At 48.9% G+C, this 23956-nt stretch carries 20 protein-coding genes; 8 read left to right on the forward strand and 12 right to left on the reverse strand.

Annotated features, from left to right (window positions below):
* Window positions 1–206: 206 nt before the first annotated feature.
* The 5 genes from AC5JR3_RS18025 to AC5JR3_RS18045 all read right to left on the reverse strand — a co-directional run bounded on the left by AC5JR3_RS18025 (window position 207) and on the right by AC5JR3_RS18045 (window position 4445).
* Window positions 207–824: a TMEM165/GDT1 family protein gene (locus tag AC5JR3_RS18025; protein ID WP_495847936.1), complete on the reverse strand. Its 618-nt coding sequence runs from the start codon at window positions 822–824 to the stop codon at window positions 207–209.
* Window positions 825–1201: 377 nt separating this feature from the next.
* Window positions 1202–3217 carry a ribonuclease catalytic domain-containing protein gene (locus AC5JR3_RS18030; RefSeq protein WP_495847937.1) on the reverse strand — a complete coding sequence of 672 codons (2016 nt, stop codon included), beginning with the start codon at window positions 3215–3217 and terminating at the stop codon, window positions 1202–1204.
* Window positions 3218–3371: 154 nt separating this feature from the next.
* Complete coding sequence (rpsR, locus tag AC5JR3_RS18035) at window positions 3372–3587, reverse strand: 30S ribosomal protein S18 (protein WP_495847938.1); 216 nt, start codon at window positions 3585–3587, stop codon at window positions 3372–3374.
* 62 nt (window positions 3588–3649) lie between these two features.
* Entirely contained in the window at window positions 3650–3844 is a 195-nt protein-coding gene (gene rpmG / locus AC5JR3_RS18040; protein ID WP_495847939.1) for a 50S ribosomal protein L33, read from the reverse strand.
* A gap of 55 nt (window positions 3845–3899) precedes the next feature.
* Window positions 3900–4445, reverse strand: a complete 546-nt coding sequence (locus AC5JR3_RS18045) for an RDD family protein (RefSeq protein WP_495847940.1) — start codon at window positions 4443–4445, stop codon at window positions 3900–3902.
* Window positions 4446–4597: 152 nt separating this feature from the next.
* Between AC5JR3_RS18045 and AC5JR3_RS18050 the strand changes: the two genes are divergently transcribed.
* Complete coding sequence (locus AC5JR3_RS18050; RefSeq protein ID WP_495847941.1) at window positions 4598–5842, forward strand: molybdopterin molybdotransferase MoeA; 1245 nt, start codon at window positions 4598–4600, stop codon at window positions 5840–5842.
* Between the two features lie 199 nt (window positions 5843–6041).
* On the opposite strand, the gene AC5JR3_RS18055 is transcribed toward AC5JR3_RS18050, so the two are convergent.
* Window positions 6042–7664: a serine/threonine-protein kinase gene (locus AC5JR3_RS18055; RefSeq protein ID WP_495847942.1), complete on the reverse strand. Its 1623-nt coding sequence runs from the start codon at window positions 7662–7664 to the stop codon at window positions 6042–6044.
* A 406-nt stretch (window positions 7665–8070) separates the two neighbouring features.
* On the opposite strand from AC5JR3_RS18055, the gene pheT reads away from it, so the two are divergent.
* Window positions 8071–10536: a phenylalanine--tRNA ligase subunit beta gene (gene pheT, locus AC5JR3_RS18060; RefSeq protein WP_495847943.1), complete on the forward strand. Its 2466-nt coding sequence runs from the start codon at window positions 8071–8073 to the stop codon at window positions 10534–10536.
* 141 nt (window positions 10537–10677) lie between these two features.
* A complete protein-coding gene (locus tag AC5JR3_RS18065; protein WP_495847944.1) occupies window positions 10678–10947 on the forward strand; it encodes a YciI family protein in 270 nt (89 codons plus the stop codon).
* A 111-nt stretch (window positions 10948–11058) separates the two neighbouring features.
* Here AC5JR3_RS18065 and AC5JR3_RS18070 read toward each other — a convergent pair whose 3' ends face one another.
* On the reverse strand, window positions 11059–11850 hold the full coding sequence (locus AC5JR3_RS18070; RefSeq protein ID WP_495847945.1) for a cobalt-precorrin-6A reductase: 792 nt from the start codon (window positions 11848–11850) through the stop codon (window positions 11059–11061).
* 11 nt (window positions 11851–11861) lie between these two features.
* Complete coding sequence (locus AC5JR3_RS18075) at window positions 11862–12050, reverse strand: hypothetical protein (protein ID WP_495847946.1); 189 nt, start codon at window positions 12048–12050, stop codon at window positions 11862–11864.
* Between the two features lie 503 nt (window positions 12051–12553).
* On the opposite strand from AC5JR3_RS18075, the gene AC5JR3_RS18080 reads away from it, so the two are divergent.
* Together AC5JR3_RS18080 and AC5JR3_RS18085 are read left to right on the forward strand one after the other, a co-directional pair.
* A complete protein-coding gene (locus AC5JR3_RS18080) occupies window positions 12554–15094 on the forward strand; it encodes a sugar phosphate nucleotidyltransferase (protein ID WP_495847947.1) in 2541 nt (846 codons plus the stop codon).
* 310 nt (window positions 15095–15404) lie between these two features.
* Entirely contained in the window at window positions 15405–15941 is a 537-nt protein-coding gene (locus AC5JR3_RS18085) for a single-stranded DNA-binding protein (protein ID WP_495847948.1), read from the forward strand.
* Window positions 15942–15952: 11 nt separating this feature from the next.
* On the opposite strand, the gene AC5JR3_RS18090 is transcribed toward AC5JR3_RS18085, so the two are convergent.
* Window positions 15953–16249, reverse strand: coding sequence for a hypothetical protein (locus tag AC5JR3_RS18090; protein WP_495847949.1), 297 nt, complete (start codon window positions 16247–16249; stop codon window positions 15953–15955).
* A gap of 464 nt (window positions 16250–16713) precedes the next feature.
* Here AC5JR3_RS18090 and AC5JR3_RS18095 point away from each other — a divergent pair, with 464 nt between their 5' ends.
* Together AC5JR3_RS18095 and AC5JR3_RS18100 are read left to right on the forward strand one after the other, a co-directional pair.
* A complete protein-coding gene (locus AC5JR3_RS18095; RefSeq protein WP_495847950.1) occupies window positions 16714–17007 on the forward strand; it encodes a hypothetical protein in 294 nt (97 codons plus the stop codon).
* 37 nt (window positions 17008–17044) lie between these two features.
* Window positions 17045–17416: a cupin domain-containing protein gene (locus AC5JR3_RS18100; protein ID WP_495847951.1), complete on the forward strand. Its 372-nt coding sequence runs from the start codon at window positions 17045–17047 to the stop codon at window positions 17414–17416.
* A 118-nt stretch (window positions 17417–17534) separates the two neighbouring features.
* On the opposite strand, the gene AC5JR3_RS18105 is transcribed toward AC5JR3_RS18100, so the two are convergent.
* The gene (locus AC5JR3_RS18105) at window positions 17535–20681 is read right to left on the reverse strand and encodes an MFS transporter (RefSeq protein ID WP_495847952.1); all 3147 of its coding nucleotides are present in this window, start codon (window positions 20679–20681) and stop codon (window positions 17535–17537) included.
* A gap of 156 nt (window positions 20682–20837) precedes the next feature.
* On the opposite strand from AC5JR3_RS18105, the gene AC5JR3_RS18110 reads away from it, so the two are divergent.
* On the forward strand, window positions 20838–20975 hold the full coding sequence (locus tag AC5JR3_RS18110; protein WP_495847953.1) for a hypothetical protein: 138 nt from the start codon (window positions 20838–20840) through the stop codon (window positions 20973–20975).
* 57 nt (window positions 20976–21032) lie between these two features.
* On the opposite strand, the gene AC5JR3_RS18115 is transcribed toward AC5JR3_RS18110, so the two are convergent.
* Window positions 21033–22403, reverse strand: a complete 1371-nt coding sequence (locus AC5JR3_RS18115) for a cobyrinic acid a,c-diamide synthase CobB (RefSeq protein WP_495847954.1) — start codon at window positions 22401–22403, stop codon at window positions 21033–21035.
* Window positions 22404–22466: 63 nt separating this feature from the next.
* Window positions 22467–23834 carry a glucose-6-phosphate dehydrogenase assembly protein OpcA gene (gene opcA / locus AC5JR3_RS18120; RefSeq protein ID WP_495847955.1) on the reverse strand — a complete coding sequence of 456 codons (1368 nt, stop codon included), beginning with the start codon at window positions 23832–23834 and terminating at the stop codon, window positions 22467–22469.
* Between the last annotated feature and the right edge of the window lie 122 nt (window positions 23835–23956).

Below are 23956 nucleotides of genomic sequence, written 5' to 3' on the forward strand. Positions count from 1 at the left end.
GTTAGTAGGATACGCTGAATTTTCGCATTCGTCTTTCAAAATCAGCGAAATTCCCCCTGACTTCCACGACATAGACGGAGAAAAGGCGAGTTATTGAACTAATTCAAGATGGTTCAGTGATGATTCGAGTCCCGTAACCTCCTTTTAAGAGAAGCAATAAAAGAAAGGCGTAGTTTTAAGAATGTTTGGAAAAAACTCTTATTTATCTACATTCCTTCAATTAAAGTAATCGCGGCAAAGATGAGGAATAAGGTACCACCAACATAGGCGATCGCTCGCTCGGAAATGTAAGAAGCAAGCCACCGCCCCCCCAAAACCGCGATCGCGGTACAAACACCATGACCTAAGGTTCCGCCAGCAATCACACTCCAAACCGAGTTATCCGCCGCTAAGGTCATCGTGGCTAATTGCGTGCGATCGCCCCATTCTGCTAGAAAGGTTAAACTGAACGCTTCCATCAACACCGCCAAACTCGTCATCCGACCGCGTTTCTCCTTCTCCGCACGCTCGACAAGCGCTTGGGCTTCTTCCTGTTCGTGCTTTGCCGCATTGGCAGGTATCTTCCGAGCTTGCCTTAATAATTGCAATCCAAAATAAACCAGCAACGCAATCATTCCATAATGAATGACGGCACGGGGCAGTAAGGTAAATATTTGTGCAATTGAAGCTGATAGTGCAGTCATTAACGCCAACGCACCAAAAGCTCCAGCAAATACCAAAGCTCTGGAATGGCGCATTGCTAAAACAGCGGCGGTAAAGAATGTTTTGTCGCCTAGCTCGGAAATTAAAATTAGTGAAAAGCTTGCTGTGAAATTCGTTACCATCTTCTCAAGCGTCCCTTATTGGTGCATAAGAGCGAACTTGAGGAGAATCAAATAGACCTCACCAAGCTCACTTTTGCAGATTGTGAACTTAGTGAAGGTCTCGTTACCAAAGGTTTAATTTATTTAAAACGCGCTATTCTCACGTTTTTGAGTACCTTTGTTGACTGAACCGGGCGATTACGCGCCAGTATGTCGATTCAGACAGTCGGCAAAATACCGTTAACTACTCCCCTTCTTATAGGTACAAATATACACTACTTCTGGTGGGTTAGTAATTTTCTCTACTTATGTATGGCGTTAGCCACTTTAAGAGAACTTTTCTATAAGCAGAGATTTAATCCCCGACAGACAAAGCAACTTCAGACTACTAACTACTCTCAGGTGATGGCGGACTGCATTTCTTGTTCCACTAACTCTTGGAACTGAATCACATCTTGACGGGGGTCAGCGTGAGCAACTTTAACTTTTAAAAGATCGCCCAACGAAACCGAGCGTTTAAAGCGCATTGCCAACTCTAGCCCCAAATCTTCGACCAGAATCAATCCCAAATTTTCATGTTCTCTGAGCCAGCGCAACACCAGCACCTGCCAAGCTTGATCGGAGTGACGCCGGAGATACTCTAAGCCCCAGTAACGATTGGTCTGACGTTCCACCAAGACGGCTTCCTGAGCCGTTGTAGTGACCCCTAGCATCACTTCTTGTAGCTGTTCGGCGCTAAAGGGTAGTGACTCACCCCGGAGATGGGCTTTGATTTGAAAGTGACTCAACAAGTCGGTATAACGACGAATTGGAGAAGTCACCTGAGTATAGGTTTCTAGGGCTAAACCTGCATGTCGGATGGGAGTGATGCTCATTTCACTGCGAGGCATACACCGCCGCAGGGCGCAGAAGCGGACGGGCCCAGCTGGTAGTTGTAACAGTTCTTCGTCGGAGGGGAGTTCTGGCTGAGGCTGACCGCGAAAGGGCAAAGGAATTTGATGAGTTTGCCCGTAGTGTCCTGCTACTTCCCCCGTAAGAATCATCATTTCCGCGACTAACTGCCGGGAAACGGAGTCGTCTAAAAGATCAATGATGATTTCGTCATCTTGTTTAACTTTGATCACCGACTCCGGCATATGAATACTAATGGCACCTTGCTCTCGTCGCCACTCTTGCCGTCGTTGTGCCCACTGAGCGATTTCGGTAATTTCTGGTTCTGCCTGCACCCCTAGCTGCAACATCTCATCAACATCTTCATAGGTGAGACGGTAGGTCGGCTTAATCAGGCTGGCGTGGATGCTGTACTCCTGAACCGCTCCCTTTTCATCTAAAATGATGCCGAAACTGAGGGCATAGCACACCTTTCCTTGTACCAAGCTCATTGGCCCAGTTGCCAGTTCTGGTGGGAACATGGGAATCATTCCCGTCGGCAGGTATAAGGTGGTGCTGCGACGGCGGGCTTCTAAGTCTAAGGCATCTCCTGGAAGGATCAAGCGAGTTGGGTCAGCAATGTGTATCCACAAGCGCTGTCGCCCGTCTGCCAAGGTTTCGATACTTACGCCATCGTCAATTTCTTGAGTGCTTTCATCGTCGATGGTGTAGACCTTCAGGTGGGTCAAATCTAGACGGTTAGGGTCTGGGTCGCTTGGTGGAGACTCCAGGTGTTGCTGAGCCACTTCAAGCACCTCACGACGAAAATGTATAGGGATTTGACTGCGCCGCAGAAATAGATTTTCGTGAGGACTCCACAAACCCAACTCTAGCAGCAGCTCAAAGCTCGCTTGGGCGGTTTGCGTACGTTCCAACGTTGCCAAAATTTCTATAGCTTGACGAGGGGGATTTTCTGGATGAAGTACAAAGCGTTCTAAGGATTCTAGTCGCAAGCGATCGCTGTCTTGCCATTCCACCGATCCCTCATTAAGTCTTTGGTGTAGACGGGCGAAGAATTCCTCTTGCTCCCGCAGCCGTAATTCTTCTACCGATTGCTGATGCTTAATGTCTGCGACCTGGGAAGCCGGACGAGTTTCGTAACTCTCTCCCTTTTGCTTGAAGTAGACCTTATCCTCCGACAGCAAGCAGTGAGCGGCGTAGCACAAAGGTGGGCTTTGATCGGAAAACAAGAGCTGCGCCATATCAGCACAACTCACCGCTCTCCCTTCTTCTACCAAGATTTCCCACGCCACTTCCAAACTAGAAGGGTCTAAATACGGTTCAACTTCCTGAAGAAAATCCGAGATTTCTGATGGTTTATAGTTACTCCCCGTCACTGCATAGGTCACTTGACGGGGATGCAGTGTATGGGACTGTCCCCGTTCATCTACCACAATCCAGTGTTTTTTTCCCTCTGGACGGTCTGCGGTAGCTAAACGGCGCTCTCCTGAAGAGCGAAATTCGATCAATGTTCCCTTTTCCACCAGTTTTGCGCTTCTCGGTGTGTCATCGGAGGACTTTTAACTAGTTTAGCCTTTTAGGGCATGGCGATGCCTGAGGCAACAATTTGACACTTGATGGTTCAATTGCCAATTATTCCCCTGACATCGCCACTCTGGCTCGAATTTTCGAGAGGCTTCACCCTTCTTTGTTGATAAACGGTAGCAACGCCACCAGACGAGCGCGTTTGATGGCTTGCGTCAGGTCTCGCTGTTGCTGAGCCGTCAATCCCGTAATGCGACGGGGCAAAATTTTGCCGCGTTCAGTAACGAACTTACGCAGCAGTTCCACATCCTTGTAGTCGATGGGGTCTCCTGGTTTGATTGGCGAAAGCCGTTTGCGAAAGTATGCCATGTTTGTTCAGTCGTCAGTGTTTGAATGGGTAAGTCAGTTATGAGTAGATAGCTAACAACGAGCTATTTAATTTCCTTGTGAACTGTGTGCTTATTGCAATGAGTGCAAAACTTATTCAGTTCCAAACGTGCTGTTGTGTTGCGGCGATTCTTCATCGTTGTATAGCGGGAAACACCAGTCGATCGCTTGTTCGGGTTGGTGCGACACTCGGTACATTCTAGGGTAATAACGATCCGGACACCCTTCTTGGCTGCCATAATTCTTTATCTACAAAGTTAACTAAGTGGTCTAGTCGAAATTAAACACAAATTTCTATTGTCTCATACGACGTTTGATTTGTGCAAACACTTTTTTGATACGTAGGTCGAGGGAAAATCCCCGACGGGTCTGAATCATGATCGTGTTCGCTACGCGGTCGTGAAACGCTTGTCGCGCCTCTTGATCCGCCAACGCCATGCCACAATCAGCCGCTAGCGGCGCAGTCAAGATCAGTAAGGATATCCCATTTGCCAGCCCAATGGTTAGCCCAATCATCGCTAACAACGAACAAAAGCCAAGGATACCTTCTCGTTTCATCAACATCAACACCCCAGGAATCCGGCTGTATTTAGCATCCAAAACTTTCATGTCTAACGCCAAATGGCCTAGACTCTGACCTTGATTTTTCAGTACTAATATCACCCGCAACGCTAGCCAGAGCAAGATAAACACCAGCATCTGAAGTAACGAAATTCCAGGAGCATTGCCCCTAAAGATCGAGCTAACTAGCCAAACCACTACAAAGTCAATGGCAAAAGCCGCCGCCCGTCGCTCAATCGGTACCTTCGGAAACTTCCTATGAACAGGCTCAATACTCATAAGCGATCGCCGACTTGCAGACTAGCTATTTCACATCTTAGCTTGAATGGCTAAGGGTTCATGGTTCATCGTTCATTGCCAAGATTCTATCAACTCATCCTCAATCCCCCTAAACTAACGAAAGAAGAGAAGTGACTGGACAAGCTATAGCAATGCTGCCTGTTAACGAAGCAGAGTCAATTATTCTTAATTTGGTGCAACCCCTTCGAGAGCGGGATGCTGAGGTTGTGGACTTATCAGCAGGGGCAGGGCGCATCTTGGCAGAACCTGTAACCAGTCAGCTTGATTTTCCTCACTGGGATAATTCCGCGATGGATGGCTATGCCGTGCGCTTTGCGGATATCCAAAATTGCGATCAACAGCAGCCAGCGGTTCTAGAGATTGTGGAAGAAATTCCGGCAGGTTATCAGCCTCAACGAACAATTCTATCGGGACAAGCTGCCCGTATTTTCACCGGAGCAGTGATGCCGCCGGGTGCGGATACGGTGGTGATGCAGGAAAATACCAAGCGCGAAGGCAACCGCGTCTTGATTTTGCAGGTAAGCGAACCGAAAACCTTTGTCCGTCGTCGCGCTGCCTTTTATCAGGCAGGAACGACGCTCCTCCCCCCAGGAATTCGGCTAAGTGCCCCAGATGTTGCCGTACTGGCGGCCGCTCAGTGTAGTCAGCTTTCCGTTTATCGGCGTCCGCGTGTAGCGATTTTGTCTACTGGGGATGAGTTAGTCACAGTAGACCAACCCCTGCAACCTGGTCAAATTGTTGACTCAAATCAATACGCCTTGGCAGCCTTTGTCGCGCAACTGGGTGGTATACCCCAAGCGTTGGGAATTGTCCGCGATGACCAAGAACAATTGCAAGAGGCGATCGCCCAAGCGATTACCACAGCAGATGTTGTTCTCTCCACAGGTGGTGTTTCTGTCGGTGACTACGACTACGTTGACCAAATTCTTAGCAACTTGGGTGCAGAAATTCACATCCGTTCCGTCGCCGTCAAACCCGGCAAACCCCTAACAGTTGCGACCTTCTCCACTGCCCAATCTTCAGTTCTCTACTTCGGCTTGCCAGGAAATCCGGTTTCTGCTTTAGTGAGCTGCTGGCGCTTTGTGCAACCTGCCCTGAAGAAATTAGCAGGTTTAGCGGATGGCTGGAAACCTAGGTTTATTAAAGCGCGATCGCGTCACGATTTGCGTTGCGGTGGCACGCGAGAAACCTACCTCTGGGGACAACTTCATCTCATTGATGGTGCCTACGAATTCTCCCTAGCAGGGGGTAATCACAGTTCTGGCAACCTAATTAACCTTGCCCAAACCACAGGTCTTGCCGTTGTGCCTGTTGGTCAGACCTTGATCTCAGCTGGTGAGTCAGTGCAAGTTTTACCAGTCGGTTTGACTAATTGAGCAAGAACCTCTTTGCCAACTAGAACTAATTTGATTATTAACGAAAAAATGTTCAGAGTTTTAATCCCGGAACATTTATTTATTCACCTGCCATTAAGTGCTCAGGGTTTAGGTTGTACAAGGATGCATAAAACAGCACAACGCCCTCGTGCTAATGGCTAATCCCTTACGTCACCAATCGCCAGTTCCCCATCCTTATTTACCAAAATCCTCTCTTCCCATTGGGCATGATCGTTGCCCAATTTGTCTTCGCTTGCGCTAGCTGTTCCTCATTAACCTTCGCACCCATGAGATTAGCCCCACACAAATTTGCCCCTCGCAAATTGGCGTGATTGAGATAGGCATAGCTCAAGTCAGCACCGCGTAAATCCGCACATTCTAAATCCGCGTAGCTTAGGTATGCCCAACTAAGATTGGCATCACGTAACAATGCCCGATTTAAACTTGCCCGCCCAAAATCCGCCTTAATGAGTTTAGCGCCCTGGAGATTGACTCTTGCCAACTTCGCTTGATGAAAAATCCCATCCGATAAGTCACATTTTTGCAGGTTCAGCAGATTTAAATCTTGAGAGGCAAAGTCTCTACGACCCTTGAGATAGGAAGTTAGCAGAGCATTTTCATCCATCTTTGCCGGAACTTTCGGCTTCCCGTTGGTTAACCCCCCGCTCCGGGGCGAATTTGGTGAATTCGGTTGATTAGGAGTACCTCGGCTACGCATTCCACCAGAGGTATAAGAATTCCCGCCAGTTTGCTCTTTTTTGGCTCGACGCTCCCGAATCGCCATCGCCAACTTCGAGGTAGCAGACGAGGTAGAGGAAACAGAACTCGGCGTACCCAACTCACCCGAGTAGAAGGGGTGACCTGTGGGGTTGTTGTGCAAAGTTTGTTTGTTTGCCAACCCCTGCGCCAGACTATCGAGGTAGGGTTCTAAGTCTAACGCTCTGAGAATTTCCTCAGATGACTGGTAGCGATACCGCACAGACGCTTCCAGCATTTTTCTCAAAACATCAGCAAAGTGGTCGCTGATGCTGACGTACTTCTGCCAGACCATTTCCCCCGTTGAGGGGTTGTAGTCTAGGTCTTTCGGTGACTTGCCAGTCAGGAGGAATATGCAAGTTACCCCCACCGCATAGATATCACTGGCATAAACAGGTCGCATTGCCATTTGTTCTGGTGGTGCAAACCCAGGGGTGCCGATGGCAAAATTGGTTAATGCGGTTTGGTCAGAGGTACTGACAGAGGCAGCTTGATTGACCTGGTTTTTCACCGCTCCAAAGTCAATCAGAACTAACTTGCAATCTTGCTCGCGGCGAATTAAGTTTGCTGGCTTGATATCGCGATGAATGACTTGTTGACTATGGATGTATTGCAGTAGCGGCAGGATTTCACTTAAAAACTGCTTGGCTCCGGCTTCGCTTAGTGGCCCTGACTGTCTGACTTGTTGCTGAAGGGTGAAGCCACTGATATACTCTTGCACCAGGTAAAATTGTTGCTGGTCTTCAAAGTAGTCGAGGAGCCGTGGTACTTGGGGATGATTACCAATCTTACCGAGGGTTTGGGCTTCGCGTTGAAATAGCTCCCGTGCCATTTGAAGCACAGAACCCACTGTAGTAGCTGGACGCAACTGCTTGATAACACAACTAGGTTCGCCAGGCAAGGATTCATCCATAGCCAGAAAAGTGGCTCCAAATCCGCCTTGACCTAAGGCTTTGGTGACCCGATAGCGATTGTGCAACAAAATTTTGGAACCACAGGCCTGACAAAGTTCGACATGCGGCGGGTTTTTAGGCTGAGGACAGGCAGGATTTAAGCAGTAGCTCATGCAGCATCACCGATGGGGCATTTGTCCAGGCTGGGACTAAGGCTGATTAGGCAAGCATTAAGCTTGAACATTGGCATCCTTATGGAAACATACCGCTGAATGTTCCCTGGGCTCAGAAAAGCCGTTGCTCAAAGAATTATTAGTTAAACCCAGGATATCCTACTTTTTCAGTCTCGCTGGCTAAGGTTAAAGAAATATTCCATGATTTACAGGGCAAATTCCTTAAAGAGTTGCTAAAGCTTAAAGGAATTTTGTATGAAGTACTTATGAAGATTCATCACACTGTTATCAACAAAGCCTAACACCTCAAACCCTAACAAACTACTTGCCCAAAAAACAATCAAGGCACTATCACTTTCGGAGGGTAAAATAGTCAGGCTAAGGTAGGTAAAATCACACAGAACCAATGCGGATCTCTTTGAGTTGGCTTCGGGAATTAGTAGACATAAGGTTGTCCCCCGAAGAGTTAGCCGAGACCTTGACCATTGCTGGGTTTGAAGTAGAAGACATTGAAGACCGTCGGCAATTTGCCAATGGCGTAGTGGTCGGCAAGGTACTCGACTGTCAGCCCCACCCGAACGCGGACAAGCTACGAGTCTGCCAGGTTGATATTGGAGGCGCGACGGATTCCTTAACCATTGTCTGTGGAGCAGCAAACGTCCGCGCTGGCGCTTACGTACCCGTGGCAACAACTGGTACCTATCTACCCACCGTCGATCTGAAAATCCGCGCCTCGAAATTGCGCGGTGTACGTTCAGAAGGGATGATTTGCTCGTTGGCTGAAATTGGCTTGGCGAAAGAATCAGCAGGCATCCATATCTTTGAAGAGGAAAATCTGCAACTGGGTAGCGATATCCGTCCCTTGTTGGGCTTAGACGATGTCATTTTAGACTTGACGGCAACCGCTAACCGTGCTGATGCCCTCAGTTTGGTGGGGGTAGCGCGAGAAGTGGCGGCTCTAACGGGAGCAAAGCTAAAACTGCCTGCTACTCCAGATATCCAGATTCCCGGTGGTGAAGGAAAAGTCAGGGTAAAAATTTCCGAGTCCAAAGCTTGCCCGGCTTACATGGGGACGGTAATTGAAAACGTCAAAATTGCTCCATCGCCCGATTGGTTGCAGCAGCGGCTGTTGGCGTCTGGGGTGCGCCCGATTAACAATGTGGTGGATATCACCAATTACGTGCTTTTGGAATGGGGACAGCCTCTCCATGCCTTTGACGGCGATCGCTTACAATCGATCGCGGGGGGTAACGATATCACTCTGGGGGTACGCTTTGCTAATCCCGGAGAAACCTTGCAAACTTTGGACGCTCAAACGCGCCAGCTACAAGCCCAAACGCTGCTGATTACTGCCAATGATCAACCCGTTGCCCTGGCTGGGGTAATGGGGGGAGAAGCCACAGAAGTCCACGATGGCACCCAAAATATCGTTTTGGAAGCGGCATTGTTTGAGCCTGTTGCCATTCGCCGCTCGGCACGCAGTCAGGGCTTGCGGACAGAAGCTTCTGCCCGCTACGAGCGTAGTGTCAACCAAGCAGAACTAACCGTTGCTTGTAATCGAGCGATCGCGTTAATTACCGAAATTGCTTCTGGGACTCCCACCTCTCAATCAATTGCTGACACGCGCCCCGATCCCGCTAGCTGGGCACGCTCGATTGAGTTACGCCTAGATCGGGTCAATCAGGTTTTAGGCCCCGTGGATTTGGGCGATGAGATGGGGGAGATTCTTGCGGAAGATATTGAGCGTATCCTGAGTGCTTTAGGATGCCACCTGGAACGGCAACCCTCTACCCTAGAAGAGGCGTCCCCGGTGTGGACGGTCACTGTACCGCCCTACCGCTACCGGGATTTAGAGCGGGAAATCGACTTAATTGAAGAAGTAGCGCGTCTCTACGGCTACGACCGTTTTTGTGACGAACTGCCCGAACAAGCCGAACTAGGGTATCTTTCCCTAGAACAAGTGCTGAGTCGGCAACTACGAGAAGCGTTAAGAGCCTCAGGGTTAACTGAGGTCGTTCACTATTCCTACACCACGGTTAATTCAGGGGACGATAAGCAAGTCGCGATCGCCAATCCCTTGTTTACCGAATATTCCGCCCTGCGAACCGAGTTGCTATCAGGGCTGATTGACGCCTTTGAGTACAATATGTCTCAAGGCAACGGTACCTTCAATGCCTTTGAAATCGGTCGCATCTTCTGGCGCGATGAAGAAGGACTAGAGGAAGCCGATGCGGTGGCGGGGATTTTTGGCGGCGGTACGTTTAGCCAAGGCAGTTGGGTCAGAGGTGGTCGCGAAGCTCCGATGACTTGGTACGAAGCCAAAGGCATCTTAGAAAGCGTCTTTCAGCGCTTGAAGCTGCACGTTGAGTATCAACCCAATCGTCAAGATGAGCGACTACATCCAGGGCGCACCGCCTCCCTCTGGGTACAGGGCAATCGCCTTGGCACTTTCGGGCAACTCCACCCGCAACTGCGGCAATCCCGGAGTTTACCAGATGCGGTGTATGGCTTTGAGTTAGACCTCGACACCCTCTTAGATGCCTTGGATCAGGAGGAAAAGCTGGTACCCCGATTCCATCCCTATTCCACCTATCCAGCGTCTGACCGGGATATTGCCTTCTTCGCCCCCCTGAAAGTATCGGTGGCGGAAATTGAACGGGCGACTCAAAAAGCCGCCGGGCCATTGTTGCAGTCCGTGGAAGTGTTTGATCAGTACAAAGGGGAATCGGTTCCTGAAGGACAGCGGAGTTTAGCATTTCGCTTGATTTATCGGGCTAGCGATCGCACTCTCACTGAGGAAGAAGTCGCATCCGCGCATCAAAATGTCCGAGAAGCACTAGTTGAAAAATTCGGTGTGTCCCTGAGAAGTTAGGGAATTAGCTATTTGCTTTTAGCCTGAAGATAGAATTTTTAATTTGAATCTTGGTGGCTGTTAGCAAATAGCTGAAACCTTAAGCAATACCTCAGCAAAGACTCGGAATCTCAACACTAATCTTCATAAAAGACTGTAATTATGCCGAAATATGTAATGTGGGGAAGCTATTGTGAGGACGTATTAGAAAAACGCGCTCCTTATCGCCAAGCTCATCTCGATGGATTAGCCAAACAAAAAGCCGACGGTGTCCTGATTACCCTCGGCCCCACCAAAGATGCTACTAAGGTCTTTGGTATCTACGAAGCCGAAGACGAAGCCACAGTCCGACAACTGATTGCAGATGACCCCTACTGGCAAAACGGTATTTGGACAAAATATGACGTACGGGAGTGGGTTCAAGCTTTTTAAGCCCTGAGCCGGGGAGAAAGTATGAAGTATGAAGTATGAAAGAGGTTATTGCTTCTCCCCATCCCCCTCTCCTTCTCTTATCTCCGTGCCCTCTGTGCCTGGTGTGGTTTATTAAAATCCAGGACTCACCGACTCACCAACTCCCCTCGTTTGGCAAAACTCTAAGGCGACGGATACATCACTGGTTTGCTGGGGATAGGTAATTTCTGGACGGGCAATAACTACTAGGGGGATAGCTAATTCAGCGGCGACGGTGCGCTTGATGGCTTCTCCTCCAGCCTTGCCGGAGGCTTTGGTAACCACCAGAGAGATGTCCCAGTGACGCCAGAGGGCTTTTTCTAGCTCCGAGGGGATGGGAGGACGGAAAGCGATAATTCGGTCGGCGGTGAAGCCAGCAGCAAGGGCAGCTTCTAAGGAGGCTACAGAGGGGAGAATCCGGGCAAATAACGTAGCGCGATCGCGCCAATCCTTAAACAAGGGCAAAGCTTTGTAACCCACTGTTAGCAGTACCCGTTGTCCCTCCAGATAGTTTCCATTAATTAATGTTTCAAAACTATCAAGATGAATCAACCCCGGTGTGGAAGTTTCTAGGGTGGGACGCTCAAAGCGCAGATAGGGAATTTGGTATTGACTAGCTAGCGTGATCGCGGATTTAGAGACGGCGATCGCATAAGGATGGGAAGCGTCTAAAATCGCAGTAATTTGCCACTTTTTGCAAAATCGCGCTAACTGAATATCATCCAGTCGTCCGACAACAATCTGTAAATGAGGACATTGGGGGTAAAGTGCTGTTGCTGCTGCCGTTGTCACGGTAACTGTACAGGGCAGTTGCAGAGCCGCGATCGCTTTGGCTAACTGGGCACTTTCTGTTGTCCCACCAATTAACCAGAGACGACCCACCATCCTTACGGCTCCTAGCCTTTGAGTGCCTTATTAAAGTTTTGACGATAAGACTTATTCGCCACAATCAGCGCCGGCCATAGCAACGATAAAGTAATGCGATTCGGCAAATTCCGGTTGAAGTTGGTTCGCCCAAAGCCTTTCCAAAACTTCCAAGCCCCGTATCCATACCCCAACAAAGCAAAAATAATTAGCAATTTCATCTAATCAACCCCTTAGTGAAAACTGACCAGATAGCCCCGGTCAAAGCAAGTAACCGTCCATATCCAAGCTTCCGTAGCCTTCGCTCTCTGACTGGGCTATTACTCCTTTGCTATACCCTTGAAAATACAATTGCCGCCAGATTGTAAGGGAGTCTACGGAATTGATTCCATCTACAGGGCAAAGTAGCATTGAACTAGTTCTAGTCTAGCGACTGCATCATTGTAGTGTCACCCTCACATTGAGGTAGGCAAAGTTTATTAAACTTTTGCTCAGTTTCACCCTCGCCGATAGTCTGTTGTCAGCCCAATCCCTGCCAGGATTTGGATGTTATAGGACGTAAATTCACCATTGAGAAAAGCTCATAGTATCACCAGAAGCAACTGGGTTCTTACTGAATCGCACCTTGTGGAGGATACCTGAAATTTAATTGTCGTAGGAAACTGTATAACGAGATGTACATAAAGACGAGACGACGCACCTCAAGACACACACAGGAGAAATTATGAGAGCCGTGCTGATGGCTGGCGGTTCGGGAACTCGGTTGAGACCCCTCACCTGCGACCTTCCCAAACCAATGGTACCGATTTTGAACCGACCGATTGCCGAGCATATTATCAATTTGCTCAAGCGCAATCAAATTACGGAAGTCATCGCAACGCTGCATTATCTGCCAGATGTAATGCGAGATTACTTCCAAGATGGCAGTGACTTTGGCGTGCAGCTCACCTATGCCGTTGAAGAAGACCAGCCTTTGGGAACGGCGGGTTGTGTAAAAAACATTGCCGAGTTGTTGGATGAAACCTTTCTTGTCATTAGTGGTGATAGCATTACAGACTTTGACTTACGTGGGGCGATTGAGTTCCACAAAAGCCGGAAATCTAAAGCAACACTGGTACTGACTCGCGTTCCGAACCCAGTGGATTTTGGCGTCGTTATTACTGATGAAGACCACCGCATTAATCGGTTTTTAGAAAAACCGTCTACTAGCGAAATTTTTTCAGATACCGTCAATACTGGCACCTACATTCTGGAGCCAGAAGTTCTCGACTACATGCCAGAAAACCGGGAATATGACTTCTCAAAAGAGTTGTTTCCCTTAATGCTGGAGAAGGGCGATCCAATGTACGGCTACATTGCCGAGGGCTACTGGTGTGATGTTGGTCACTTGGATGCTTACCGAGAAGCCCAATATGACGGTTTGGCTCATAAGGTGGAACTAGATTTTGCCTACGAGGAGCAAAAGCCTGGACTGTGGGTGGGTCAAAATACATTTATTGAACCCTCCGCCAAAATTGACACTCCGGCTTTAATTGGCAGTAACTGTCGCATTGGAGCGCGAGTACATATTGAAGCAGGAACAGTGATTGGTGACAATGTCACTGTGGGGGCAGATGCCGACTTGAAGCGCCCGATTCTTTGGAATGGGGCAATTATTGGCGATGAGGTTCATCTACGTGCTTGTGTCATTGCCAGGGGAACGCGGGTAGACCGTCGTGCCCATGTTTTAGAAGGGGCTGTCGTGGGTTCCCTCTCCACTATTGGTGAAGAAGCACAGATCAGTCCTGGCGTGCGCGTCTGGCCCAGCAAAAATATTGAGTCGGGGGCAACCCTTAACATCAATTTAATTTGGGGACACACGGCGCAACGCAACCTCTTTGGTCAGCGAGGCGTGCAGGGTTTAGCCAACATCGACATTACCCCAGAGTTTGCGGTGAAGCTGGGAGCAGCTTATGGTTCAACACTAAAGCCCGGTTCTCAGGTGGCAGTCTCCCGTGACCAACGGAGTATTTCCCGCATGGTTTCGCGATCGCTGATTGCGGGGTTGATGTCTGTTGGGGTTCACGTCCAAAACCTAGAAGCCACAGCGATTCCTGTAGCCCGCAAGGTTCTCCCGACGCTTTCAGTGGCGGGGGGTATCCATGTGCGGATTCACCCCGATCGTCCCGATTATATTTTGATCGAGATTTTTGACTCCAAGGGCATCAATATTTCTAAAGGACAAGAGAAAAAAATTGAAGGGGCGTACTTTAAAGAAGACTTGCGGCGATCGCAAATTCAAGAAATTGGTAATGTCAGCTACCCCAGTCAGGTGCTTGATGCTTACAGCACTGGATTTGGCAATCACCTGAATATTGAAGCAATTCGTAATAGTGGCTCGAAGGTGGTAATTGACTACGCTTATGCCGTCTCCGGTGCCGTGCTGCCTCAACTTCTAGCCAAGTTTGGTTGCGATGCGGTGGTGCTCAATGCCAGCTTGAACCAAAACTCGCTTTCTACCATTGAACGGGAAGCATTGCTCAATCAGCTTGGTCATGTAGTAGAAGCCCTGAAAGCTAATTTTGGCGTTCAGGTATCCGCTAACGGCGAACAGCTAATTTTGGTAGACGAATCAGGAATGTCTATCCGGGGCGAAATGCTCACCGCATTGATGGTTAGCATTATGCTGACGGCGAACCCTAGAAGTTCTGTGGTTGTGCCTGTGCAATGCTCCAGCGCCATGGAACAGTTGGCTCGGCGTCACGACGGGAAAGTGATTCGCACCAAAGCCAATCCTGCTGCCCTCATGGAAGCTTGCCGGACAAATCCCAATGTGGTGCTGGGTGGTAGCAGTGAAATGGGCTTTATCTTCCCCCAACTGCACCCTGGCTTTGATGCGATGTTCTGCATTGCGAAGTTGATTGAAATGCTGACGGTGCAGGAGCGATCGCTAGCGGAAATTCGCTCCGAACTGCCTCGCGTTTCCCACAAGACCTATACCGTGCGTTGCCCCTGGACTGTCAAGGGAGCGCTGATGCGCCATTTGGTAGAAACTCATCCGGCAGAAGAGTTGGAACTGATTGACGGGGTAAAAATCGTCAATCACCAACATGAAAGTTGGGTGCTAATTTTACCCGATGCGGGAGAACCCATGGTGCATATCTTCGCCAACAGTGACGACCGGGAATGGGTCGATAACACTCTGCGCGAGTATCGCAGCTACGTTCAAGATTTCGTTGAACAAGAGCAAGGAATGGAAGGCACCAAAGCCGAAGCCTTGTTATAAACCAATGGCGGCACCTTTTGTCACTCGTGATTAATTTCTCAAGCGAGTGACAAAAGAGCAGCAACCCTTAGGCTTTGTTGGTACACTTGTTCTATGAAAAGTCAGGAGGACGCTCTTTAAAATCCGGACTCCTCGATCTTTTTTGACCTGCCAGAAGCGATCGCGTTTTTATGCGCCAGCACAACGCTACCTGCAGCAAGATACAGTTGCATAGAGATAGGTGAAGATGCATCTCTTGCACAACAATAAACACAATTGTTGACAGATATGGCAGGCTGATAATTATAGAAAGCCCCAGGAGACATGAGACATGAACAGTTGCATCTTGATGGCACAGATCATTCAAGACCCAGAACTGCGCTACACCGCAGATAACCAAACTCCCCTTACTCAAATGGTTGTAGAGTTTCCTGGGCAGAAACCAGAAGACCCACCGACAACATTGAAGGTAGTGGGTTGGGGCAATTTAGCGAACGAAATTAAAGAAAATTATGCTACTGGCGATCAAGTTGTGATTGAAGGTCGCCTGAGTATGAATACCATCGATCGCCCGGAAGGTTTCAAGGAAAAACGCGCCGAATTAACGGCTTCCCGCCTGTACAAAATCGGTAGCAGCAGTAATTTTGCGTCCTCCGCCGCCGCACCGACTACCATCCCCAGCTCTGCGATCCCGACCTCTAAGTCGAATAATGTTGTTGTCCCGTTAAGGGCAAGCAAATCATCAGCCGCGAATGATGCCGACTTAGACAGGAATTTCAGTACAACCACAGCAGATTTACCCCGCCAATCTACTAAAACCCAAGCCCCACCTGAAGAGCCAAGAGACTTAGACGACATCCCGTTTTAACGCCTTTTCTTTTATAGATATTCCCCAAGAAACTCCAAATCAAAGGGGCTGTCTTCCCAACAGGGGGCAGGCACAAGCCAGAGGAGAGTACAAGCGATGTCCGCTTGAATTTCCTCTATATCATCTCGCTCAAAAAAGCCTTCCAGTGCATCTAAATCTCTATCCCTCAAGGGCATCAACGGTGAAGCATGATATAAGGCTTGCCGTTTTTTCTTTAGAGGAAAACCATTTAAAGCTGCTGTAGAGCTAAATTGAACTAGCTCCGAAGGAAAGGCACTGCTGTCGTCAAGGAAAGAAGAGATAAACATAGGGAGTGCATCCCGTGAAATACACCTAGGATTGTCAGTCTAGGTACAAGAGGATAAAAAAATTGTCAAAATCCTTGGGGACAAACAGCACGGGATGCGGGATGGCAGATATGGAGGCATAGTCAGATCACTGAGGTCAATGACTGCGTTCACCTTTAATGTTTCGGGCGTGAAACGCCTAAAAGTCTGCTGCACCCGTTAGTAACCGTGCTGCGGCAAGCGATCGCTATTTTTCGTAGATGCACAAGTTTTCTTTTCTTCAACGGCAATTAAACAGATTAAGTAGAAGTTACATATCTGAAGAATTGCTCAAAGCGCTAAAGTGACTGTATCCTAACCCAATCAATCATCAGTAGCCTTCTACTTAAAGAAGAACTTAAATATCTGCCTACAGTAGTGTTTTAGTTCTGAGTGCTGAGTAGTATTTAAGTTATGTAAAGTTATCTAGCTATATTTGTAGTCTTATGTTTCAACTTCTTTATCCTCTAGTTCATGCCATCGAGCCTTATTTAGTACCGTTGTGCTTTGTCTTCGCGTGGTCATTAGCTGCCTTGTTCGTTCTCACCCTCTGGACGAGCATCCAATCTGGCGCAGCGCAGCTAAAAACCATGCATCAAATCCCCTGTACGGACTGTCAGTTCTTTACAAATGACTATCATCTCAAATGCACAGTACACCCCTCGATTGCCAATTCTGAGGCGGCGATTAACTGTAGAGATTACTGTCCTCAAAAAAATGCTTATTCCGCAACAGAGTAAACAGTTTAACTGCGCCGAATTGCCAGAGAATTGAGGAATGCTAATTCAACCTCTCAATACCTGTCCAGAATTTGTTGCCGGAGATGGCACGCTGCTACGGGAGTTATTGCACCCAGACAAGCAGCCCTTGGAGTTGCGCTATAGTTTGGCTCATGCGATCGTGCCAGTCGGGAAAACCTCTATTCCCCACTCCTTAAAAACCTCTGAGGTTTACTACATCATCAGCGGTATCGGAGAGATGCACATTGACGCCGAAACCCAACGGGTTGAGCCGGGTGATGCGGTGTATATTCCTCCTAATGCCAAGCAGTTTATTCATAACTGCGGAGAAGAACCACTGGTGTTTATTTGCATTGTCGATCCAGCATGGCGCAAGGAAGATGAGACGGTGTACGAGGTTGAGGGATGAAATTTTCTTCTAGAAAGCGTTAGTGCATCGTACTCCCTACACCATGATCAAATCGCCAAAAAAAAAGCCCCCACTTCAGGGGGCTTGATAGGGTTATTAAATTTGAAGTCGTTAACTATTAACCAAACAAGGCGAAACCGCCTACAGCTAATACACCAGCGAAAGCCGCCACCGCTACAGAGGTAATCGCTGTACCAAATAGCCACCAAGACGCTGTTGCAGCAGCTTTTCGGGTTTCTTCCACTTGCTGCTTCGCCTTGTGCTGGAGTTCTTTAACTCGTTTTTGAGCTTCTCCTTGCAGGCGTTCGGCGCGACTGAGTACGCGATCGCGCGCCCCTTCAATCTGAGCGATTGTCCGGTTGGCATCTGCCTCAGAGATGTCCTCACGAGAGCTTAAGAGCGCGACTAAGGTATCCCGGTCAAATTGACCAACGCGATCGCGTAGCGCATCCCAACCTGCTTCTGGATCGTCAAACAGTTGGCGGAAGTCTTGCTTAATCCCCTCATAGTTGAGTTCGGGACGCTCCAGGGAGTTGAGGTAATGCTGAACTCTGCCAAAAACGCTATCGATGGCTGATTGTACCTGATGCTGAACTGCCTGAGCTTGTTCGACAAAACGATCGCGGACTGATTCGATATTATCCGCAATCTCGTTGGCTTCTGACTCAGAGATATCCTCTCGTTGCGACAGCAGTGACACCAGAGTACCTCGATCGAAATGAGAGAGGCGATCGCTTACACTCTTCCATCCTTCCTGCGGATCGTTGAACAACACTTGCAAGTCTCGCTTAATACCTTCGGGGTTAAGTTCTTCTTTGTTCGTGTTCCGCAGATATCCGGCAAGATCTGATTGGAAATCCCTGACCGTATTTTGTGCACGACTTGCCAAGCGTCGCGGTGCTTTGACAAGGCTGCGAATCGCATGTTGCAAGCGGTCGATAATTTGATTTACTTGCTCTTGGCTCAAGTCTTCCCGTTGACTGAGTAACTTAACCAAGGTTTCTCGATCCACTTCAGAGAGTCGTTTGCGTAGCGCCAACGTCCCGGCTTTCGGGTCATCCAGAAGTTTTGCTAAATCCCGTTGAATGCCTTCGGGGTCGAGTTCGTCTAGATTGGTGTTTTGCAGATACTGAGCAATCTGATTCGTCAGCTGATCGTACTGCTCTTTTGCTTGACCAGTTAATTGTTGCGGTGCGTGCAGGATATTGTGTCGCACGTCTTCAAACTGGTCGATGACTTGATTGATCTGTTCCTCGCTCAAATCTTGGCGCTGATTGAGCAATTGCACCAATGTATCGCGGTCAAAATGCGAGAGCCGCTTCCGTAGCGCTTTGACGCCTGCTTGCGGGTCATCTAAAAGAGTTTGCAACTCTTGCTTGATGCCTTTGGGATTGAGTTCTTTTTTGTCTGTGTTCCGTAGATAGGATTCTACCTTTTGCCCTAGTTCTTCTGCTTTGGCTTGGGCTTGGTCTTGCAGTTCTTGAGCTTCTGACAAGACGCGATCGCGAGTACTCACAAGCCGCTCGACAACTTGATTGGCTTCCTCCTCGTTGAGGTCTTGGCGTGACTCTTTGAGCATTTGGACTAAGCTATCGCGGTCGAACTGCGAGAGGCGATCGAGCAGCGCTTCAGTACCAGCCTCTGGGTCTTCTAGAAGCGTTTTGAAATCGCTCTCGATTCCCTCTGGGTTCAGTTCTTCCTTGTCAGTCGAGCGGAGATAATTTTCGACCCGACGACGGAGGTCTTGCGATCGCTCATTCCCTTCCGACTCTTGAACGGAGTTAGACACTTGTGTGCGGAGTTCTTCGAGCTGATCTGCAATCCCTGAAACTTTCTCAGAGTCGATATCATCTCGTTGATTGAGCAGTTGCACGAAGTAATCTGCATTCAGTTGCTCTAACTGCTGGCGAACAATTCCCGGAGCCGCTTCCGGGTCATAGATAACGTCTCTAAATTCCTGCTTAATCGTTTCTCGGTTGAGGTGCCAAGGTTTGGAATTGAGCAGGTAGTTTTCCACATCTGCCTTAATCGTATTAAAAGGTGGCGCGGGTAACTTATCAGTTACCTGATCAGCCGCCGCTCCAGCCTGCTGGGTGGCTTTATCTTTGAACTGCTGCAACTGGCTGGAAATTTTTTCCACATCTAAATCGGAGAGGTCTGTCCGCGACACGACTCTACCCAGTAGAGCGCTCACACCAAACTGTAAAGCTCGCTCCCCTAAAGTCTTACCATTACTGCCATTGCCATTGCCATTACCTTTGTCCGATCCAACGCCAACAAGTTGCCCTAGCCGAGCACTGAGCTGATCGGATGTTAGCTCCTCTGGACTGGCAGACTGGAGGAAGTTGAGCAGTTTTGCCTGGGGATTGGCTTGTTGCTGCTGACCTAATACCTGTTTCCAAGCACCTTCTAGCTGGTCTGCAAGCTGATTAATCTCTTGTTTTGATAAGTCTGTGCGACTGCTGGCTAAATCCACGAAAGTCTGACGGTTCACGTTTTGCAGAACGTCACTATCAGCTAGCGATCGCAACTCGGAACCACTGAGCAAGTTTTCAAACTCCTTCCGAATCTGTTTGAAGTCTAGCTGCGGTATCTGCAAATCTGCTACGTAGTCTTGCACTGTCTCCCGAACACTAGTTGGATCAACAGCCGAAGTCAATTCCCGGCGAACCGCCGCTACAGAGTCTTCAACAGTATTGACAATCTGAGCATTTGCCGCACTTCCACCAAGGGCTGTGGCGGCTACGCCCATGACTCCTTGTAAGCCTGCACCTGCGGTGTTAGCGAAGGAACCGACTACAGAACCAATTGCTGTAGAGCTAACCCAGAGTAGCAGCAAGAAGAATGCTGACCAAATGACAACCCCTGTAATTGCTCCCAGGGTGATGCTATTAATCAGGGTTAGCTTCACTGCCAGAAAACAAGCCGCAAATATGGCAATGTTGACAGTTACTAATGCCCATAACCCTACCTTAGATTCTACTTCGCGAACCTTGCCGCCCCAGCTATCAGCCGCTTCAGCTTCTAGGGCATTCTCTCCGCTGGAAATACCTGCGGCAATCGTAAAGTTGGTTAACAAAAATTGGAAGGCAAATGCCATGAGTACCCCAGCAACCAAGGCGACAAAAAATTGGGGACTCGAAAACATCACGATTGGCTCCGGTGGGGTTGTGACTGGCGGAGTCACTGCACGACCCCTGGGAATTTTGGCAAGCCAATGTTGAGTGCTGTACAAAGCCAGCAACATCTCTGTGTTTTGAAACATGGTTTTCTCTTTCTAATATTTGTGTGTAGTGAAGCTAGCGTTACCTTCAAAAATTTTGCTTGCTTCTGTAACGCCATATACTATTACCTCTACTTCCATAGTTAAAGTTAGAGATTTAAGTTAACTCCCTCTGAGGTGTGAATGTGGAGTGAATATTTGTATACAGGAATTTCAACGACGCGATCGCTCTTGAATTCGCAGCAACACACAAGAGAGCGATCGCGTTTTCTCTGCACAATGTCACACTTGATCGCTTTTGGATCGCTGGAATTGCAGACTCCTGACCTTGGTTAACTACATTACTGCAACAACTTAGATTGCTAAAATTTCAGCGAATTAATCTAACATTTGTTAATTTTTTAGCTGACAACGTTGCAAGAATTGCCGGGGAATCTCTGGACACCCTCCCCAATGCAAATGAATGTAAGAAGCATGTAGCTGAGACTGTTGCCATCCTTCGGTATTAACTGGACTTTGGGGATGATAGCCCCGTGTCTGGAAAAGTGGCTTTTCTGGGTTAGCTGTCAACTGGGAGCGGTGAAATTCGTGTCCCCAGACGACTTCGCCAGCCGATAAGAGGGAACTATCTTGCAATGCAGTTGCCTCTCGATATCCTAAAGTGAGACGCTTTCCCATCACCGCCGTTGTGGGCAATACTCCCACCATTGGCCAAGTTTGACCCTCAAAATCGGTAATGCCTTCCGAGAGGTACATCAAGCCGCCACACTCTGCATAAGTTGGCATTCCTGTCAAGATAGCCGCGCGAATAGCCTCACGCGCCTGCACGTTATCACTAAGCTGTTGAGCAAAGACTTCGGGAAAACCCCCGCCCAAGTACAGCCCTTGAATATCTGGTGGCAAATTACTGTCGGTGAGGGGACTCCAGGGGACGAGTTCTGCACCCAACTGTTGCAGCAGGTCGAGATTATCCGGGTAGTAGAAACTAAAAGCGCGATCGCGTGCTAAGGCGACTCTGATCAGTGCTGAGTACTGAGTGCTAAGTCCTGAGGGGGTTGAGTTTTGAGGGGTGGGTTTTGAGGGAGAAACTTGGGGCGCTAGAAGTGGTAATAGTTGTTTCCAGTCAAAGCATTCCTTTCCTAGTTCAGCAAGCTGGTCAACGATCGCATTTAACTCAGAAAGTTCATCAGTGGGGACTAAGCCGAGATGACGGTCGGGAATGGTGATGTTATCCTGACGCCGTAGAATCCCCAAAATGGGTAAATTTATCGATTGTAGAGCGTCTTGGAGGAGTTGTAGGTGGCGATCGCTGCCGACGCGATTTAGCACGACACCTGCTAGATGAATGCGGGGATCGAGAGAACGATAGCCGTGGGCGATCGCAGCGACGGAGCGAGACATGCGACTGCAATCAATCACCAATAGCACGGGCAAATCTAGCAGCCTAGCAATGTGTGCGGTACTTGCCCAGTCATCCTCTCCAGAAGCACCATCAAATAACCCCATCACCCCTTCAACGAGGGCGCAATCTACACCCTCTTGATGATGGGCAAAACACTCTTGCACGTAAGTCTCAGAAGTCAGCACCGGGTCTAAATTGCGGCAAGGACGCCCGGTAACTAAGGAGTGAAACATCGGATCGATGTAATCTGGCCCCACCTTAAAGGATTGCACCTGAGAATGTCGCCGCAAAGACGACAACAGGGCGAGCGTGACTGTTGTCTTGCCCACCCCACTGCGATCGCCAGCAATAATCAAAGCCATGTTGAACTGTATAAGGGCGGGTTTAGCCCACTCATTCTAATCAACAATCAAACCCGCTCCGACCTATTTAAGTTCCAGGATCTTCGCCATCTCTGCCAAGCTCTCTGTATAAAGCATCTCTCGACCGACGCGACGCAATTGCTGACTCAATAAGACCTCCGCCTTTTGATCAAACAATGGTGTCACCTGCTGAATGCGGCAAGACTGAGCGCCACCCCCAGCTTCCATCCGCATACATCCGGTGGTTTCCGAACACAAGACGGTGCAGCAGTCTGCCTCCATGTCGGTAGAACTCAGACGCAGGCTAATCAAGTCACCGGGAATGTCTCCCGAATCTGCGGTAGGAATTGCTGCCAGTTCCGCTTCTACGGTGCGTTGATCGGTGGTTGTAAACTTAATCCGCTTCAGGTCGTAGGTGCCACCTTCTTCGTTATAGGAAGCGGGACGCCACTGCAACCGACTTGCCAGCCAGCCGAGGAACATCAGGGCTTGTGCGGGATTGCCTTTTTCGTAGTCAATCGTCACCCGATCAACCGCCTTCAGTGATTCCCGGCGGTCTGGGGGATCAAAAGCCGCCGCCGTCAGCTCTTGCCAAGGAGCGAGTCTGCGCCAGTTCAAATCAACAATCGGTGTATCCTGCTTAACCAGTTCCGCCACTTTCCACAGGTCAGTCTCTGTGTCATTGAAGGAACTGGAGTCAATAACGATATTGTTGCTGATTTTGGCAAGGCGATCGAAAAGCCCATATTCTGAGTCCGGTGTAGCTTTCCACCAAACAATATTGGGAAGACCGCTGACCATCAACGCCGAGATCATGCCCCCAATTCGCTCCAGTGCTGTGGCAGTTCCCCGTAGGGTAATGTACTCGCAGCAAACGAGAGTATTCTGGTTGTACTTCTGGACTGGACAATAGGCTGAGACTTGGGCTGTGACGCCTTCGTCTTCACCCAGCATGGGACACAAGGCAATGATCCGGCAGGGATTAGTGGCAGCGATCGCATCGGCAATACCATTTCCCTCGCTTGCGGGATTGTACTGGATTTCATTCGCGCCACCGACAACGTCTTCTTTCCCCTGCTTAAGGTTCTCGAAGGAGCCTCTGAGCTGATTGAGGAGTTCGCGATCGCCTTTCCCCGTCACGGGCAGTTTATAGACTTTTTGTGCCGCTTTGATGGCGGCTTTCGTCTGAGGCCCATCGATGCCATCAATCGGGCCACGATAAAATCCCAAAGCGGCTAGTATTTGTTGGCTTTCAGAAGGCTCATAGACAACAAAATTGAACGTCGTTGCCCGCATGGCTGAGGGAATATCCTTGTTGCCGTTGTCACCTTCGCGACTTTGCCAAATTTGACCTAATTCTGCTTCAATCTCACTTAATGAGACATCTTTGGGCGGTTGTATAGAAACAAGAGGAGGAGACTGTATGCTCATAATCAATTGAAGTTAAAAACTTAGAGTGAGAAGATTGCAGGTGAGAGCTTCAAAGTGTAAAGGCTCAAAGCTTGCAGGGCTGTATCAACAAGCGCATTCTTCTGGAAGTAATATTGCTGGGC

This window comes from Kastovskya adunca (assembly GCF_059505785.1).